This window comes from Terrabacter tumescens, assembly GCF_014646815.1.
Lineage (GTDB): Bacteria > Actinomycetota > Actinomycetes > Actinomycetales > Dermatophilaceae > Terrabacter > Terrabacter tumescens.
Genome location: NZ_BMNZ01000001.1, coordinates 633,389 through 648,964, shown reverse-complemented (window position 1 = coordinate 648,964; position 15,576 = coordinate 633,389). Strand labels below are relative to the sequence as shown.

Here is a 15,576-nt window from a genome sequence, read left to right as displayed (position 1 = left end):
TCAGGCTGCGCCACCGCGCGCGATGAGCTCGCGGGCGAGCTGGCGGTAGGCGTTGGCACCGGAGTGCTCGGACGAGTAGGACGTGATCGGCTCGGCGGCCAGGGTCGCGTCGGGGAACTTGACGGTGCGGCTGATGACGGTGTGGAAGACCTGCTCGCCGAAGTGGTCGACGACCGAGCGCACGACCTCGCGGCTGTGCAGGGTGCGGCTGTCGTACATCGTGGCGAGGATGCCGTCGACCTGCAGGCGCGGGTTGAGCCGGTCGGTGATCTTGTCGATGGTGTCGATGAGCAGGGCGACGCCACGCATGGCGAAGAACTCGCACTCGAGCGGGATGACGACGCCATGCGCGGCGGTCAGCGCGTTGACGGTGAGCAGGCCGAGCGACGGCTGGCAGTCGATGAGGACGATGTCGTACTCGTCGATGACGGGACGCAGCACCCGGGCCAGAATCTGCTCGCGCGCCACCTCGCCGACGAGCTGGACCTCGGCGGCCGAGAGGTCGATGTTGGCGGGCACGAGGTCGAGGTTGGGCGTGCGCGTCTGCTGGATGACGTCGTGGATGTCATGGCCGCGCTCGATGAGCAGGTTGTAGATCGTCGTGTCGAGCTCCTGGGCGTTGACGCCGAGGCCGACGGAGAGCGCGCCCTGAGGGTCGAAGTCGATGACGAGCACCTTGCGGCCCAGCTCGGCGAGCGCAGCACCGAGGTTGATGGTGGTCGTCGTCTTGCCGACCCCACCCTTCTGGTTGCACATCGCGATGATCCGCGCCGGCCCGTGGCTCGAGAGAGGGCCCGGGACGGGGAAGTCAGGGAGCGGACGGCCGGTCGGGCCCATGGCGCCGGATCCGGCCGACTCGGTGCCCGGCAGCTGCGCGACGCGCGGGGCGGCGCTCACCGGACTGGGGCGCTGGTCGAGGTCCTCGGACGGCACGGACTGCATGGTGTCGTGTGACTCCTCGTTCACCGGGTGTTCCACTCCGCTCGGCCTTGCCCTGGGATGCTGCGGTCAGCCTCGCGCTGATCACGTGTGACCTTATCAGCGGGCACGGGGGTGGGCGCCCGCATAGACCTCGCGGAGTCGGTGCACCGAGACCATGGTGTAGATCTGGGTCGTGGTCACGGAGGCGTGCCCGAGTAGCTCCTGGACGACGCGCACGTCGGCGCCTCCGTCGAGCAGGTGGGTGGCGAAGGAGTGTCGCAGCGTGTGCGGTGACACGTGCTCGGTGAGGTCGGCCCGCTCGGCCGCCCGCCGGATGACCGCCCACGCCGACTGGCGCGAGAGCCGCGCTCCGCGCTGGTTGAGGAAGAGGGCCGGACCGCCCGTTCCGTGCGTGGCGAGGGCCGGTCGGCCCCGCACGAGGTATGCCGTGACGGCCTCCACGGCGTAGCGCCCCACCGGGACGACGCGCTCCTTGCCGCCCTTCCCGCGCAGTCGCACCGACGCCACTCCCGCGCGCGTCGCCCCACCGCCGGACGGGTCGTCGGCGCCGGCCGTCTCGATGTCGTCGACGTCGAGTCCGACGGCCTCGCTGATGCGCGCGCCGATGCCGTAGAGGATCTCGAGCAGTGCACGGTCGCGCAGCGACTCGGGCGTGTCGCCGACCGATGCAGCGGCGAGCAGGCGCTCGACGGCCTCGAGCGGGATCGCCTTGGGCAGCCGGGCCGGCGGCTTGGGCGGAGCGACGTTGGCCGCCGGGTCGCCGGGCACCTCACCCTCGAGCGCGAGGAACCGGTGGAAGCCGCGGACGGCCACGAGCGTGCGGGCCGCGGACGAGGCCGCGAGGCCTCGCTCACGCAGCGACGCGAGGAAGTCGGTGACGTCGGCCTCGGTGACGCGGCCCGCGTCGTCGATCCCCTTCGCGGCCAGGAAGGCGCTGTAGGCGCGCAGGTCGCGGCCGTAGGACTTCAGGGTGTTGTCCGAGGCGCCCTTCTCGACCCGGACGTGGTCGAGCCACCCGCGGACGTCGCGCTCGAGGCGCGTCAGGCGTGCCGCGGGTGGCTCGGTGACGACCTGCTGGGTCAGGACAGGGCCTCGTCGAGGCTGACCGACTGCATGCCGTGCGCCTCGGCCACACCGGCGTACGTGACGTGGCCGTCGTGCGTGTTGAGCCCGAGGCCGAGCGCGTGGTCGCTGCGCAGCGCCTCGCGCCAGCCGTGGTTGGCCAGCTTCACGGCATACGGCAGCGTCGAGTTGGTCAGGGCATAGGTCGAGGTGTTGGGCACCGCGCCCGGCATGTTGGCGACACAGTAGAAGACCGAGTTGTGCACGGTGTAGGTGGGGTCGGCGTGCGTCGTCGCGTGGCTGTCCTCGAAGCAGCCGCCCTGGTCGATGGCGATGTCGACCAGCACCGAGCCCGGCTTCATCTGCGAGACGAGCTGGTTGGAGACGAGCTTGGGCGCGGCCGCGCCGGGGATGAGCACGGCGCCGATGACCATGTCGGCCTCCTGCACCTGCTGCTGGACCGTGAGCCGGTTGGAGGCGAGGCCGTGCACCTGGTTCTCGTAGCGCCAGAACGACATGCGCAGCTTGTCGAGGTCGGTGTCGAGCAGCGTGACGTCGGCGCCCATGCCGAGCGCGATGTTGGCGGCGTTCTGGCCCGACACACCGGCGCCGAGGATGACGACCTTGGCGTTGGCCACGCCGCCGACGCCGCCCATGAGGACGCCCCGGCCACCCTGCGCGCGCATCAGGGCGTGCGCCCCGACCTGCGGCGCGAGGCAGCCGGCGACCTCGGACATCGGGTAGAGCAGCGGCAGGCCGCCGGAGGGCAGCTGCACGGTCTCGTAGGCGATGCCGGTGACCTTGCGCTTGACGAGCTCCTCGGTGAGCGGCTTGTCGGCCGCGAGGTGCAGGTAGGTGAAGAGGGTCAGGCCCTCGCGCATGCGGTGGTACTCCTCCGCCACGGGCTCCTTGACCTTGAGCACCATGTCGGACTCGCCCCACACGTCGTCCGCGGACCCGATGACGCGCGCCCCGGCAGCGGTGTAGTCGTCATCGCTGATCTGGGAGCCGACGCCGGCGTCCTTCTCGACCAGCACGTCGTGCCCGTTCTCGACGAGCTCGTGGACGCCTGAGGGGGTGATGGCCACGCGGTACTCGTGGTTCTTGACCTCGCGGGGGATGCCGACCTTCATGCTGCTGCACTTCCTTCCGGACTGACTCGGCCACGGCGCCGTTGCGGTGGCGAGAAGGGGCCCGCACGGGGCCGCGAGCCCACTGTATCCGTGGGTACCGCCGCCCGTTCACGACCTCGCTCGACCTCGTACGGACCTCGTTCGGGAGGGCGCGGCCGCCCTCGGCCTGCCAGAGTGTGCGCAACGCCGTGCGCCGGGTGCGCGCACCGGCGCCGCCGTCACACGACTCGGGAGGAGCCGACATGACCGACCCCCAGCCCCGCGAGGGCTACACCTGGCCGGGCACCCGGACGAGCGCGCCGACGGGCCCGCCCCAGCCCCTTCGCGACGGCCCTCCGCAGCCGGCGCCGGTGTCGCCCGCCGGGGTCGGTGAAGGCGGTGGAGGCGGTGAAGGCGGCGGACAGGCGTCGCGCCGCGGGCACCCGCGTCGCTACGGCGTCGCAGCGGGGACGGTCTTCGCCATCGTCACCGCCTGGCTCACGATCGGCGAGGGCGTGGTGCTGTCGAAGGGGCTGTGGATCCTGGGCGCCGGGGTGGTGCTGTCCGCCGCTGCCACGGCGATCCCTCGGTTGCGGCCGTTCGCGCAGGGCTTCCTGGCCGCGTCGGTCGTCGTCGGCATCGGCTCGGTCGGCCTGCTCTACCTCTTCCTCGTCACGATCTTCGTCGCAGCAGTGGGCTCGTGAGGCTCTACGCGGACAGCCCCGCACGCCGCACCCGCCAGCTGCTGTCGGACGTCTTCGTGCTGCTGTGGGTCGCGATCTGGGTGTATGCCGGTCGCCAGGTCCACGACACCGTCGACCAGCTGCGCGCCCCGGCCGACTCGATCACCTCGGCCGGTAGGTCCGTCAACGGCGCGCTGACCGGCGCCGGAGACCAGGCCGGCCAGATCCCGCTCGTGGGCGACCAGCTGAAGACGTGGCTCACCCAGGCCGCCGGGTCGGGCACGACCCTCCAGTCCGCGGGCACCTCGATGGCGGAGACGGTCGACAGGCTGGCGCTCGGTCTCGGCCTCGCCACGGCACTCGTGCCGATCCTGCTCGTGCTCGCCGTGTGGCTCTACGTCCGGGTCCGCTTCGTGCGCAACGCGATCCAGTCCCAGCGCTTCATCGATGCCGGTGCGGACCTCGACCTCTTCGCACTCCGGGCCATGGCGACGCAGCCGATGCGGACGCTCGCCCGGGTGTCCGACGACCCGGCGGGAGCCTGGCGTCGTCAGGACCGGGAGGTCATCAGACAGCTCGCCCTGCTCGAGCTGCGGGACCAGGGCCTGCGCCCGCCGCCGGGGGCCTGACCAGCCGCCTCTGAGGGCGGCGTCGGACAGCAAGCCCGGGCCGGTGCTCAGCTCTCGACGGCGGTGCGGCTCACCAGCGGGGTGAGGTCCTCGGCCGGGGGCGTCCACGAGTCGGCCGAGGCCGGCACCTGCTCGCCCGAGCGGATGTCCTTGACCTCGTCGGCGGACCCGTCCGTCCCGGGGAACCAGACGTAGGGGATGCCGCGACGGTCCGCGTAGCGGATCTGCTTGCCGAAGCGGGCCGCCGAGGGAGCCACCTCGCACGCGATGCCCCGCCGCCGCAGTGCCGTGGCGACGGCCATCGCCTCCTCGCGGGACTCGTCGTCGGTCAGCGCGACGAGCACGGCCGCCGGCGTCGACCGGGACGCCGTGACGAGCCCACGCCCCACGAGCAGGCCGAGGATGCGGGTGACCCCGATGGAGATGCCGACGCCGGGATAGGTGGTGCGCCCGTCGCTCGCGAGGGCGTCGTAGCGGCCACCGGAGCAGAACGAGCCCCAGGACTCGTGCCCGACGAACTGCGTCTCGTAGACGGTGCCGGTGTAGTAGTCGAGGCCCCGGGCGATCCGCAGGTCGGCGACGAGCTTGCCCGGCGCGTGGGCCATCCCGGTGCGGATGACGCGCGCCAGGGACTCGAGGCCCTCCTCGAGCAGCGGGTGCTCGACGCCGAGGGACCGCACCTGCTCGACGAAGCCGAGGTCGGTCGAGCGGATGGCTGCGAGCGCGAGGCACTGGTCGGCCTGCTCGGCCGTCGTGCCCGACTCGACGAGCAGGGCCTTGACCTTCTCGGAGCCGATCTTGTCGAGCTTGTCGACGATGCGGAGCGTCCCGATGACGTCGGTGATGCCGATGCCCTGGTAGAAGCCGTTGGGGATCTTGCGGTCGTTGACCTGGATGACGAACTCGCCGACAGGGAACTTGCTGAAGACGTCGGCGATGACGAGCGGCATCTCCGCCTCGAAATGCGGCGAGAGCTGACCCACGTCGACGACGTCGATGTCGGCCTGCGTGAACTCGCGGTAGCGACCCTCCTGGGGGCGCTCACCGCGCCACGCCTTCTGGATCTGGTAGCGCCGGAACGGGAAGGCGAGCTTGCCGGCGTTCTCGAGCACGTAGCGCGCGAACGGCACGGTCATGTCGAAGTGCAGCCCCCAGCGGGCGTCGTCGTCGCTGCCGCCCGCGAGGCGCGACACCGCGTAGATCTCCTTGTCGGCGTCCTCCCCCTGCGAGCTCAGTCGCTCGATCGGCTCGATGGACCGGGTCTCGACCGAGGAGAACCCGTGCAGCTCGAACGTCTCTCGGATGACGTCGAGGAAGCGCTGCTCGACGATGCGCTCGGACGGGAGGTACTCGGGGAAGCCGCTGATCGGCATGACCTTGGCGGCCTTGGGCTGCGGGGTGCTCACGCGGGCAAGTCTTTCAGGTAGGGGTTGGTGGCTCGTTCGTGGGCCATCGTCGTGGCCTGGTAGTGCCCGGGCAGCACGAGCGTCGTGTCGGGCAGCGGCAGCACGACGTCACGCAGGCTGCGCTGCATCGCGGCCGTGTCTCCGCCCGGCAGGTCGGTGCGGCCGACCGAGCCGGCGAAGAGCACGTCGCCCGTGACCATGGTGCGGTCGACGTCGACCTGCTCGCGGATCCCGTCCGGCACCCGGTCGATGCCGAACATGACCGAGCCCTCGGTGTGTCCCGGGGCGTGAAGCACGTCGAACTCCATGCCGGCCAGCGTCAGGTGCGTGCCGTCCGTGATCTCGACGACGTTGGTCGGCTCGGTCCACGTGGCCGCGGTGCCGAACTGCTGCTCGAGCATGGCGATGAGCCCGGGGTTGCTGCGGCCGAGCAGGTCGTGCAGCCGGTAGCGGTCGTCGGAGTGGATGTATGCAGCCGTGTCGGACCCGCAGACGGGCGTCACGGAGTAGACGTGGTCGACGTGCCCATGGGTCAGCAGCACCGCCGAGGGCCGCAGCCGGTGCTGCGCCAGGACCTCGCGCAGCGTCTCCTCGACGCCGATGCCCGGGTCGACGATGACGCACTCCTCCCCCGCCTGCGGGGCGAGGACGTAGCAGTTGGTGTCGAACGCCTGGGCCGGGAACGCGATGGTCAGCACGCTGGGAGCCTAGCGACGACGCGGAGCGGGGCACCCGGCATACGCCCTCGGTGGACGTCGCGAGAGGGTAGGTACGCCGTGCGGCGACGTCGCCGACGCAATTGCGCGCGCACGCGGGGAGATGTCACGGACTCGTGACCCGTCCCGCTGCGACGGCGAGACCGTCGTTCCATAAAATGACCGGACGCCCGGGGACCGCCCATGTGGCCCGTACGAGGAGAGGTTCGTGACCAAAGAGCAGGAACGCGCACGTGCGCGCCGCCGCCACGAGGAGCAGCAGAAGAGCGCCAAGCCGCCGGTGGGCGACTCGACGCGCGACAAGCAGGTCTTCGGTGTGATCCTCGCGGTCATCCTCATCATCGCTGCCGTCATCGTCGTGCCCAAGATCGTCGGCAGCTCCGACAGCGCCACGCCCGCGGCCGGGTCGACGACCCCCGCCGGCACCGCGACGGCCACGCCGACGTCCTCCGGAGGGCTTGCCGAGGGCCAGAAGCTCGCGGCCGGCTGCACCGCTCCCCCGGCCAACCAGACCACCCCGAAGCAGCAGAAGGACGTCCCCGACAAGGCGACCGCTGCCGGCAAGACGTTCATCGCGACCGTCAAGACGACGTGCGGCGACCTGACCTTCGAGCTCGACGGTGCCAAGGCGCCCCAGACGGTCGCGTCGTTCATCAACCTCGCAAAGACCGGCTTCTGGGCGCCGAGCCCGTGCCACCGCGTCACCACCGAGGGCATCTACGTGCTCCAGTGCGGTGACCCCACCGGCACCGGCCAGGGCGGCCCCGGCTACACCTTCGGCATCGAGAACGCCCCCAAGGACGGCAAGTACGCCACCGGCGTGCTCGCCATGGCCCGCACCCAGGACCCGAACAGCAACGGCGGCCAGTTCTTCATCACCTACAAGGAAACCCAGTTGCCCACCGACGGCGGTGGCTACACGATCTTCGGGAAGGTGACCAAGGGCCTCGACATCGTTGAGAAGATTGCGGCCAACAAGGCGCTGCCCCCCAGCCCGACGGACGGTACCCCCGTCTCCCCGATCAGCATCCTCAGCGTCAGCGTGACGGAGAAGAAGGCATGACCGACATCCAGCACCCCCAGACTGACGACACCACCGAGCCCGAGACGGTGGCGACCAACCCCACGGCGGATGACGCCACGCCGGAGGCCGAGGCGACGAGCGAGGCCACCGCGGCCACCGAGCCCGCCGCTGAGCCCGCCACCGAGCCCGCCGTCGTCCCCGCAGCCGACAACGCCGACGTGGCAAAGACGACCGAGGCGTTCGAGGCGTCCGAGGCGACGGCGCCCGCGGAGGCCGTCCCGGCCGGAACGGCGCCCGAGGCCGAGGCTCCGGCGCCTGTCAACGAGCCCGAGTCCGTCGAGGCCGCCGGGACCGAGCCTGTCGCCGCGGAAGCAGCAGAACCCGTCGCCGCGGAAACAGCAGAGCCCGTCGCCGTGGAGGGCGACGAGACCGCCGCAGCCGCCACGGAGACCGCGGACAGTGTCGCGTCGGTGAGCAGCACGGAGGCCGGTGACACGGTCGAGGCCCCTGTCGCTGACACCGCCGCCGACACTGCACCTGAGGCCACCCCGGGCGCCGGCGTGGACGCCACGCCCGACGCCGACGCGAGCCCCGCTGCACCGTCACCGGTCAGCATCCCCAAGCCGTCGTCGATCCCGACGCCCGCGGCGCTCGCCAAGGCCGTGCCGCACCCCACGGTGACGCCAGCAGCGCCGGCCCCGATCCTGACCGACCACTCCGCGTCGGCGGCGTTCGGACGGGTCGACGAGAACGGCACCGTCTTCGTGCGCACCAAGGACGGCGAGGAGCGCGAGGTCGGCTCCTACCCCGGCGCCGGCGACCAGGAGGCGCTCACCTACTTCGCCCGCAAGTACGACGAGCTCTTCGCGTCCGCGGTGCTCCTCGAGCAGCGTCTCTCCCAGCCGGAGGTTCCGTCCAAGGACGTCGCCGAGGGTCTCAAGACGCTGACAGCCCAGGTGAAGGACGCCACGGTCGTCGGTGACCTCGACGCGCTCGCGACCAAGCTGGACGAGATCCAGTCCGGCCTCGCGGCCAAGCGCAACGTCGAGCAGCAGCACCGTGCCGAGGCCCGGGCCGCAGCGACGGCCGAGCGCGAGAAGATCGTCGCCGAGGCCGAGTCCATCGCGGGCCAGCCCGAGAACCGCATCCAGTGGAAGACGAGCGGCGCCCGCATGCGCGAGCTGCTCGACGAGTGGAAGTCGCACCAGCGCGCGGCGACGCGCCTGGACCGCGAGACCGAGTCGAACCTCTGGCAGCGGTTCAGCGCCGCCCGCAACGGATTCGACAAGGCCCGCCGCAGCCATTTCGCCGGCCTCGACGCGCAGCACGCCGACGCGAAGAGCACCAAGGAGCGCCTCGTCGCCGAGGCCGAGAAGCTCGCTACGAGCACCGACTGGGCTGCCACCGCCGGTGCCTTCAAGCGGCTCATGGACGAGTGGCGACGCGCCGGCCGCGCCAGCCGGGCAGACGACGACAAGCTGTGGGCCCGCTTCAAGGCGGCCCAGGACAGCTTCTTCGCCGCCAAGGACGAGGTCGTCGCTGCCGAGGAGGAACAGTACCGCGGCAACCTCACGGTCAAGGAGGCCCTGCTCGTCGAGGCCGAGGCGATCCTGCCCGTGACCGACCTCGAGAAGGCCAAGGGCCAGCTGCGCGTCATCCAGGACAAGTGGGATGCCGCCGGCAAGGTGCCGCGCTCCGACATGGAGCGGGTCGAGAAGGCCATGCGCCGGGTCGAGCAGACCGTGCGTGACGCCGAGGACCGCCGCTGGAAGTCGAGCAACCCCGAGGTCGCGGCCCGCGCCCGGGCGATGGTCGACCAGCTCGAGCGCGCCGTCGCCGACCTGCAGGACGACCTCGCCAAGGCGGAGGCCTCCGGCAACGCGAGCAAGATCAAGAAGGCCCGTGAGGCCCTCGACGCACGTCAGGTCTGGCTCGACCAGGCCCGCGCCGGTGTCGCCGAGTTCGGCGGCTGACCTAAACAGCAGTCACACGAGAAGGCCCGCCCGGCAACCGAACTCGCCGGGCGGGCCTTCTCGTGCGTCACCGTCACATCGTTGACTTGCCGCCGTTGACCCGGTAGACGTCGAACACTCCGTCGATCTTGCGGACGGCCTTGATGACGTGGTCGAGGTGGGCCGGGTCGCCCATCTCGAAGGTGAAGCGCGAGATGGCCACCCGGTCGCGGGAGGTCTGCACCGACGCCGACAGGATGTTGACGTGCTGGTCCGACAGCACCCGCGTCACGTCGCTCAGCAGCCGGTTGCGGTCGAGGGCCTCGACCTGGAGCTGGACGAGGACGACGCTGGCCGAGCTCGGCGCCCACTCGACGTCGATGAGCCGCTCGGGGTTGGCGGTCAGCTGGTCGGCGTTGGTGCAGTCGACGCGGTGGACCGAGACGCCGTTGCCGCGCGTCACGAAGCCGATGATCGGGTCACCCGGCACGGGGGTGCAGCACTTGGCGAGCTTGACCCACACATCGGCCGTGCCGACGACGACGACACCCGGGTCGCCGGGCTTGCGGCGGCTCGCGGCCCGCGTCGGGACCGTCGCCTCGGCAAGGTCCTCGGTCGCGCCGTCGACGCCGCCCATCGAGGCCACGACCTTGCCCACGACGTGCTGCGCGGACACGTGGCCCTCGCCGACGGCGGCATACAGCGCCTCGATGTCCTGGTAGCGCAGGTCGGTCGCCACGGCGGTCATCGACTCGTGGCTCATGAGCCGCTGGAGCGGGAGGTTCTGCTTGCGCAGCGCCTTGGCGATGGAGTCCTTGCCGGCCTCGATGGCCTCCTCGCGGCGCTCCTTGGAGAACCACTGCTTGATCTTGTTGCGCGCCCGCGGGCTCTTGACGAACTGGAGCCAGTCACGTGAGGGCCCGGCGCCGTCGGCCTTGGACGTCAGCACCTCGACGACGTCGCCGTTCTCGAGCGTCGACTCGAGCGGGACGAGCCGGCCGTTGACGCGTGCACCGATGCAGTGGTGACCGACCTCGGTGTGGACGGCATACGCGAAGTCGACGGGCGTGCCGCCCATCGGCAGCGCGACGACCGACCCCTTCGGCGTGAAGACGTAGACCTCGCTGCTGCCCATCTCGAAGCGCAAGGAGTCGAGGAACTCGCCCGGGTCCTCGGTCTCGCGCTGCCAGTCGAGCAGCTGGCGCAGCCAGGCCATGTCGTTCTGCGGCGTGATCTCGCCGGGTCGCGCGGGACCGCCGCCGTTGCTCTGGTCCTTGTACTTCCAGTGCGCCGCGACGCCGTACTCGGCCCGCCGGTGCATCGTGTGGGTGCGGATCTGGATCTCGACCGGCTTGCCCTGCGGACCGATGACCGTCGTGTGCAGTGACTGGTACATGTTGAACTTCGGCATCGCGATGTAGTCCTTGAACCGCCCCGGCACGGGGTTCCACCGCGAGTGGAGGGCGCCGAGCGCCGCGTAGCAGTCGCGGACCGTGTCGACGAGGACCCGGACGGCGACGAGGTCGTAGATCTCCTCGAAGTCACGACCGCGCACGATCATCTTCTGGTACACGGAGTAGTAGTGCTTGGGCCGCCCGGTCACGACGCCCTTGATCTTGGCGGCCGTGAGGTCCTCGGTGACCTGGGTGCGCACGCCGTCGAGGTACTCCTCGCGGGCCGGGGCGCGCTCGGCGACGAGGCGCACGATCTCGTCGTAGACCTTCGGGTAGAGCGTCGCGAACGAGAGGTCCTCGAGCTCCCACTTGATGGTGTTCATGCCGAGCCGGTGCGCGAGCGGGGCGTAGATCTCGAGTGTCTCGTTGGCCTTGCGCTTGGCCGACTCGGGGCTGACGTAGCGCCACGTGCGCGCGTTGTGGAGCCGGTCGGCGAGCTTGATGACGAGCACCCGGATGTCGCGCGCCATCGCGATGACCATCTTGCGCACCGTCTCGGCCTGCGCGGCCTCGCCGTAGGTGACCTTGTCGAGCTTGGTCACCCCGTCGACGAGCATCGCGATCTCGTCACCGAAGTCGCGTCGCAGCTCGTCGAGGCCGTATGCCGTGTCCTCGACGGTGTCGTGCAGCAGCGCCGCCGCCAGGGTGGGCGGGGTCATGCCGAGCTCGGCGAGGATCGTGGTCACGGCGAGCGGGTGCGTGATGTACGCGTCGCCGCTCTTGCGCATCTGGCCCTCGTGCGCGTGCTCGGCGACGGCATACGCCCGTTCGATGACCGACAGGTCGGCCTTCGGGTGGTTCTGGCGGACCGCGGTCATGAGCGGCTCGAGCACGGGGTTGCCGGCCGGCCGAGTGGCTCCGAAACGCGCGAAACGGGCGCGCACCCGCGACGGGGTGGACAGCTCGTTGCGGACGTCCTCGCTCATGAAGAGAGTCTAGGCGGTCCTTCCGGGATCACACCGTGAGGATGGCGTTGACCGGCCGGTCGGCGAGACGCTTGCGTCCCTCGAGGAAGCCGAGCTCGAGGACGACCTCGATCGCGGCGACCTTCGCACCGGCCCGCTCGACGAGCAGCGCTGTCGCCTCGGCGGTGCCGCCGGTCGCGAGGACGTCGTCGATGACGAGGACGCGCTGGCCCGGCTCGAAGGCGTCGGTGTGCACCTCGATCTCGGCCGTGCCGTACTCGAGGGCGTAGGACTCCTTGAGGGTCTCCCCCGGCAGTTTGCCCGCCTTGCGCACAGGCACCATGCCGAGGCCGAGCTCGTAGGCCACCGCGGCACCGAGGATGAAACCGCGCGCCTCGATGCCGACGATGACGTCGACGTGACCTGCGTAGCGCCCGGCGATGTCGCGCACGAGCTCGGCGAGTGCGGGCCCGTCGGCGATGAGCGGCGTGAAGTCCTTGAAGAGGACCCCGGGCTTCGGGAAGTCCGGGATGTCGCGCAGCTTGCTCGCGACGAGGTCACTGATCTGGCTCACGCCGTCTCCTGAGGTGGTGGATCGTTCAGTGTCGCGACGGGTCAGCGTCGCGACTTCGGGGCGCGCTTGGGCTGGTTGCGCGGTCCCGCCTGGGCGTACTTGTGGACGGGGCGGGGCGATCCGTCGGCCTGCAGCGGGCTCGCCGCGTCGGCGGCCGCACCCGTGGTGTCGGCGCCGACGACGGCCGGCTCGAGCGCACCCTGAGGCGCGGCCACGTGCGGCTTGACGCCGTGCCGGGCGACGTACTTCTCGAGCTCACGCACGGCGGGCTCGTTGCGGCGCAGGTCCACGAGCAACGGGGTCGCGATGAAGATCGAGGAGTAGGCGCCGACCGCGATGCCGATGAAGAGCGCGAGCGACAGGTCGAGCAGCGTGCCCGGACCCAGCAGCGTGAAGCCCACGAAGAGCACGGCCGCGATGGGCAGCAGCGCGACGACGGTCGTGTTGATCGAGCGCACCAGTGTCTGGTTGACGGCGAGGTTGGCCGCCGCCGAGTAGGTCATGCGCTTGGTCCGGAACGCCTCGGTCGTGTTCTCGCGCACCTTGTCGAAGACGACGACGGTGTCGTAGAGCGAGTACCCGAGGATCGTCAGGAAGCCGATCATCGACGACGGCGTGATCTCGAAGCCGAAGAGGGCGTAGATCCCGACCGTGATGACGAGGTCGTGCAGCAGCGCCACGAGTCCCGAGACGGCCATCTTCCACGTGCGGAAGTAGAGGGCCATGACGATGGTCACGAGGATGAGGAAGACGATGAGTCCGCGGATCGCCTGCTGGCTGACCGACTGCCCCCAGCTCGGGCCGATGAGCGAGGCACTGACCGCGCCCTTGTCGACGCCGAACTCCTTCGCGAGGGCGGCGCTGGCCTCGTCCGTGCGGTCGGAAGCTGCCTCGGACTGCACACGGACGGTGTCCTGCCCGACGATCGTCGAGATGACGTTGCCCTCGATGCCGGCCTGGGAGATGGCCGACTGGGCCTTCTCCTCGTAGCCCTGGCTGTTCGTCACGCCCTGCACGCGGAACTCGGAACCACCGCTGAACTCGATGCCGAAGTTGAGGCCCCGGACGAAGATGCCGACGAGGGCCAGTGCGATGAGGACCGCCGAGACGGCGTACCACGTCTTCTGGCGCTTGATGAACTCGATCGAGCGCTTGCCGGTGTAGAGGTCGTTGCCGACCTGGGCGAAGTGGATCATGCCTGGGCCTTCCCATCGGCGACGCGGGCCGAGCCCACGGTGGCGGGCGGGCGCTGGGCGCCGGGTGCCCCGAACTGGCCGCGCCCGCGGTAGCGGACCGACTCCTTCGCGCCGAGGCGCTGCGGGTCGAGACCCGACCACTTGTGCCCGTTGCCGAAGAACTCGGTGCGGGCCAGCAGCTGGACCATCGGGTGGGTGAAGAGCATGACGACGACGAGGTCGATGAGCGTCGTGAGGCCCAGGGTGAAGGCGAAGCCACGGACGTTGCTCGAGGCCAGGAAGTAGAGCACGCCGGCCGCGATGAAGTTCACGGCGTCGGCCGCGATGATCGTGCGTCGGGCGCGCTTCCAGCCGGTCTCCACGGCGGCGACGAGCGGACGACCGTCACGCACCTCGTCACGGATGCGCTCGAAGTAGACGATGAAGCTGTCGGCCGTGACACCGATGGCCACGATGAGACCCGTCACCCCCGCCATGGTCAGGCGAAAGCCGTGCGTCGTCCCGAGCACCGTCACCGCGAGGTAGGTGATGATCGAGGCCACGACGAGCGAGGCCACCGTGACGAGTCCGAGCGCGCGGTACTGGAACAGCGAGTAGATGACGACGAGCAGCAGGCCGATGAAGCCTGCCAGCAGACCGATGCGCAGCTGCTCCTCACCGAGCTGGGGCGTGATGTTGTCCTGGGTCTGCAGGGCGAACGAGATCGGCAGCGCGCCGAACTTCAGCTGCTCCGCGAGCTGCTTGGCCGAGTCGATGGTGAACGAGCCGGTGATCGACGCGCGTCCGTCGGTGATGACGGCCCGCGCCTGCGGCGCCGTGATGACGGCCTTGTCGAGCACGACGGCGAACTGGTCGAGCGGCGGCTGCGACTGCAGGCCGTAGAGGCGCTTGGTGACGGCGGCGAACTTGGCCTTGCCGGCGTCCTTGAAGGACAGCGCGACCTCGACGATGGAGGTGGGCTGGCCGTTCGGACCGGGCTGGTAGCCACTCGTCGCGTCGGCGATCTCGCTGCCGTCGATCTCGCTCGGGCCGAGGACGTACTTGGTGACGCGGTCCTCACCGCACGTGGCGATCGGCTGGGCCGGGTCGTCCTTGACGGCGTCGATGGCGCCGGCCTTGCCGCAGTTGAGGGCGACGTACTCCTTGGCGACCTTGGCGGCGGCCGCGTCGGCCTTGGCCTTGTCCCAGCCCAGGCCCACGAGGCCGGTGCTGGCCTGGGCCTTGACCGCGGCCTCGGTCTCGGCCGGGGTCGGCGCGGGGGCCGTCTCGGTCGCGGCCGGTGCCGGCATGGTCGCGGTACCCGTCGCAGTGCCGGTGGGCGTGGCGGCCGGGGTGGGCGGCGTGGTGGCGGCTCGCAGCGCGTCGGGGACGACGCCGTTCTGCGCCGTGGCGGACGTCGAGGGGGTCGTGGTCGCCTTCGGCGTGCCGCTGCTCGTTGCGGTGCCCGAGGGCGTGCCCGTGGGGGTGCCGGTCGAGGTGCCGGTCGGCGTGCCGCTCGGGTTTACCTGCGCGGCGTTGGAGTCGAGCGCCTGCACGTAGACCGCGCGGAAGCGCAGCTGCGAGGGCTTCTTCAGCGCGTCGAGCTGCTCGGCGGTCGGCTGGCCGGGGATCGACACGACGATGCTGCGACCGCCCTGGGTCGTGATCTCGGCCTCGGAGACGCCGTTGGCGTCGATGCGCTGGCGGATGATGTCGACGGCCCGGTTGACCTGGCCCTCGCTGATCGTCTCGGTGCCGTTGAGCTGGGGCTGGAGCACGAGCTCCGTGCCGCCCTCGAGATCGAGGCCGAGGCGCGGAGTCATCGACCCGTCGCCCCACTTGGCGAGGCCGGCGGTCAGTGCGCCGAGGCCGAGGATGACGACGATGAGCGCCAGGAGGCTGCGTCTCGCCGACTTCTTGGTGGAGCTGCGTGCCACGAAAC

General features: G+C 70.7%; 13 protein-coding genes. 4 read left to right on the top strand and 9 right to left on the bottom strand.

What is annotated here, in order from left to right:
* The 3 genes from IEY30_RS03035 to ald form a co-directional block, all read right to left on the bottom strand.
* The gene (locus tag IEY30_RS03035) at nucleotides 1–966 is read right to left on the bottom strand and encodes a ParA family protein (RefSeq protein ID WP_030146142.1); all 966 of its coding nucleotides are present in this window, start codon (nucleotides 964–966) and stop codon (nucleotides 1–3) included.
* A 72-nt stretch (nucleotides 967–1,038) separates the two neighbouring features.
* Nucleotides 1,039–1,986, bottom strand: a complete 948-nt coding sequence (gene xerD, locus IEY30_RS03030; RefSeq protein WP_030146720.1) for a site-specific tyrosine recombinase XerD — start codon at nucleotides 1,984–1,986, stop codon at nucleotides 1,039–1,041.
* A 35-nt stretch (nucleotides 1,987–2,021) separates the two neighbouring features.
* Complete coding sequence (gene ald, locus IEY30_RS03025) at nucleotides 2,022–3,137, bottom strand: alanine dehydrogenase (RefSeq protein WP_030146143.1); 1,116 nt, start codon at nucleotides 3,135–3,137, stop codon at nucleotides 2,022–2,024.
* 242 nt (nucleotides 3,138–3,379) lie between these two features.
* Between ald and IEY30_RS03020 the strand changes: the two genes are divergently transcribed.
* Both IEY30_RS03020 and IEY30_RS03015 read left to right on the top strand, forming a co-directional pair.
* Complete coding sequence (locus tag IEY30_RS03020; RefSeq protein WP_030146144.1) at nucleotides 3,380–3,820, top strand: hypothetical protein; 441 nt, start codon at nucleotides 3,380–3,382, stop codon at nucleotides 3,818–3,820.
* Nucleotides 3,817–4,428 carry a hypothetical protein gene (locus IEY30_RS03015; protein ID WP_030146145.1) on the top strand — a complete coding sequence of 204 codons (612 nt, stop codon included), beginning with the start codon at nucleotides 3,817–3,819 and terminating at the stop codon, nucleotides 4,426–4,428. Before IEY30_RS03020 ends, IEY30_RS03015 begins: the two co-directional genes overlap by 4 nt.
* 47 nt (nucleotides 4,429–4,475) lie before the next feature.
* Here IEY30_RS03015 and hisS read toward each other — a convergent pair whose 3' ends face one another.
* Both hisS and IEY30_RS03005 read right to left on the bottom strand, forming a co-directional pair.
* On the bottom strand, nucleotides 4,476–5,801 hold the full coding sequence (gene hisS / locus IEY30_RS03010) for a histidine--tRNA ligase (protein WP_030146146.1): 1,326 nt from the start codon (nucleotides 5,799–5,801) through the stop codon (nucleotides 4,476–4,478).
* 29 nt (nucleotides 5,802–5,830) lie between these two features.
* Nucleotides 5,831–6,532, bottom strand: a complete 702-nt coding sequence (locus tag IEY30_RS03005; RefSeq protein WP_030146147.1) for an MBL fold metallo-hydrolase — start codon at nucleotides 6,530–6,532, stop codon at nucleotides 5,831–5,833.
* Nucleotides 6,533–6,758: 226 nt separating this feature from the next.
* Here IEY30_RS03005 and IEY30_RS03000 point away from each other — a divergent pair, with 226 nt between their 5' ends.
* Both IEY30_RS03000 and IEY30_RS02995 read left to right on the top strand, forming a co-directional pair.
* A complete protein-coding gene (locus IEY30_RS03000; protein WP_030146148.1) occupies nucleotides 6,759–7,613 on the top strand; it encodes a peptidylprolyl isomerase in 855 nt (284 codons plus the stop codon).
* Entirely contained in the window at nucleotides 7,610–9,547 is a 1,938-nt protein-coding gene (locus IEY30_RS02995; RefSeq protein ID WP_030146149.1) for a DUF349 domain-containing protein, read from the top strand. Before IEY30_RS03000 ends, IEY30_RS02995 begins: the two co-directional genes overlap by 4 nt.
* Nucleotides 9,548–9,620: 73 nt before the next feature.
* Here the strand turns inward: IEY30_RS02995 and IEY30_RS02990 are convergent, their stop codons facing one another.
* From IEY30_RS02990 to secD, 4 genes are read right to left on the bottom strand one after another with little or no spacing between them, the layout of a single operon-like run.
* Nucleotides 9,621–11,906, bottom strand: a complete 2,286-nt coding sequence (locus tag IEY30_RS02990) for a RelA/SpoT family protein (protein ID WP_188960088.1) — start codon at nucleotides 11,904–11,906, stop codon at nucleotides 9,621–9,623.
* Nucleotides 11,907–11,934: 28 nt separating this feature from the next.
* Complete coding sequence (locus tag IEY30_RS02985; RefSeq protein ID WP_030146151.1) at nucleotides 11,935–12,459, bottom strand: adenine phosphoribosyltransferase; 525 nt, start codon at nucleotides 12,457–12,459, stop codon at nucleotides 11,935–11,937.
* Between the two features lie 41 nt (nucleotides 12,460–12,500).
* Nucleotides 12,501–13,655, bottom strand: a complete 1,155-nt coding sequence (secF, locus tag IEY30_RS02980; RefSeq protein WP_030146152.1) for a protein translocase subunit SecF — start codon at nucleotides 13,653–13,655, stop codon at nucleotides 12,501–12,503.
* The gene (secD, locus tag IEY30_RS02975; protein WP_030146153.1) at nucleotides 13,652–15,571 is read right to left on the bottom strand and encodes a protein translocase subunit SecD; all 1,920 of its coding nucleotides are present in this window, start codon (nucleotides 15,569–15,571) and stop codon (nucleotides 13,652–13,654) included. Before secD ends, secF begins: the two co-directional genes overlap by 4 nt.
* Nucleotides 15,572–15,576: the final 5 nt, after the last annotated feature.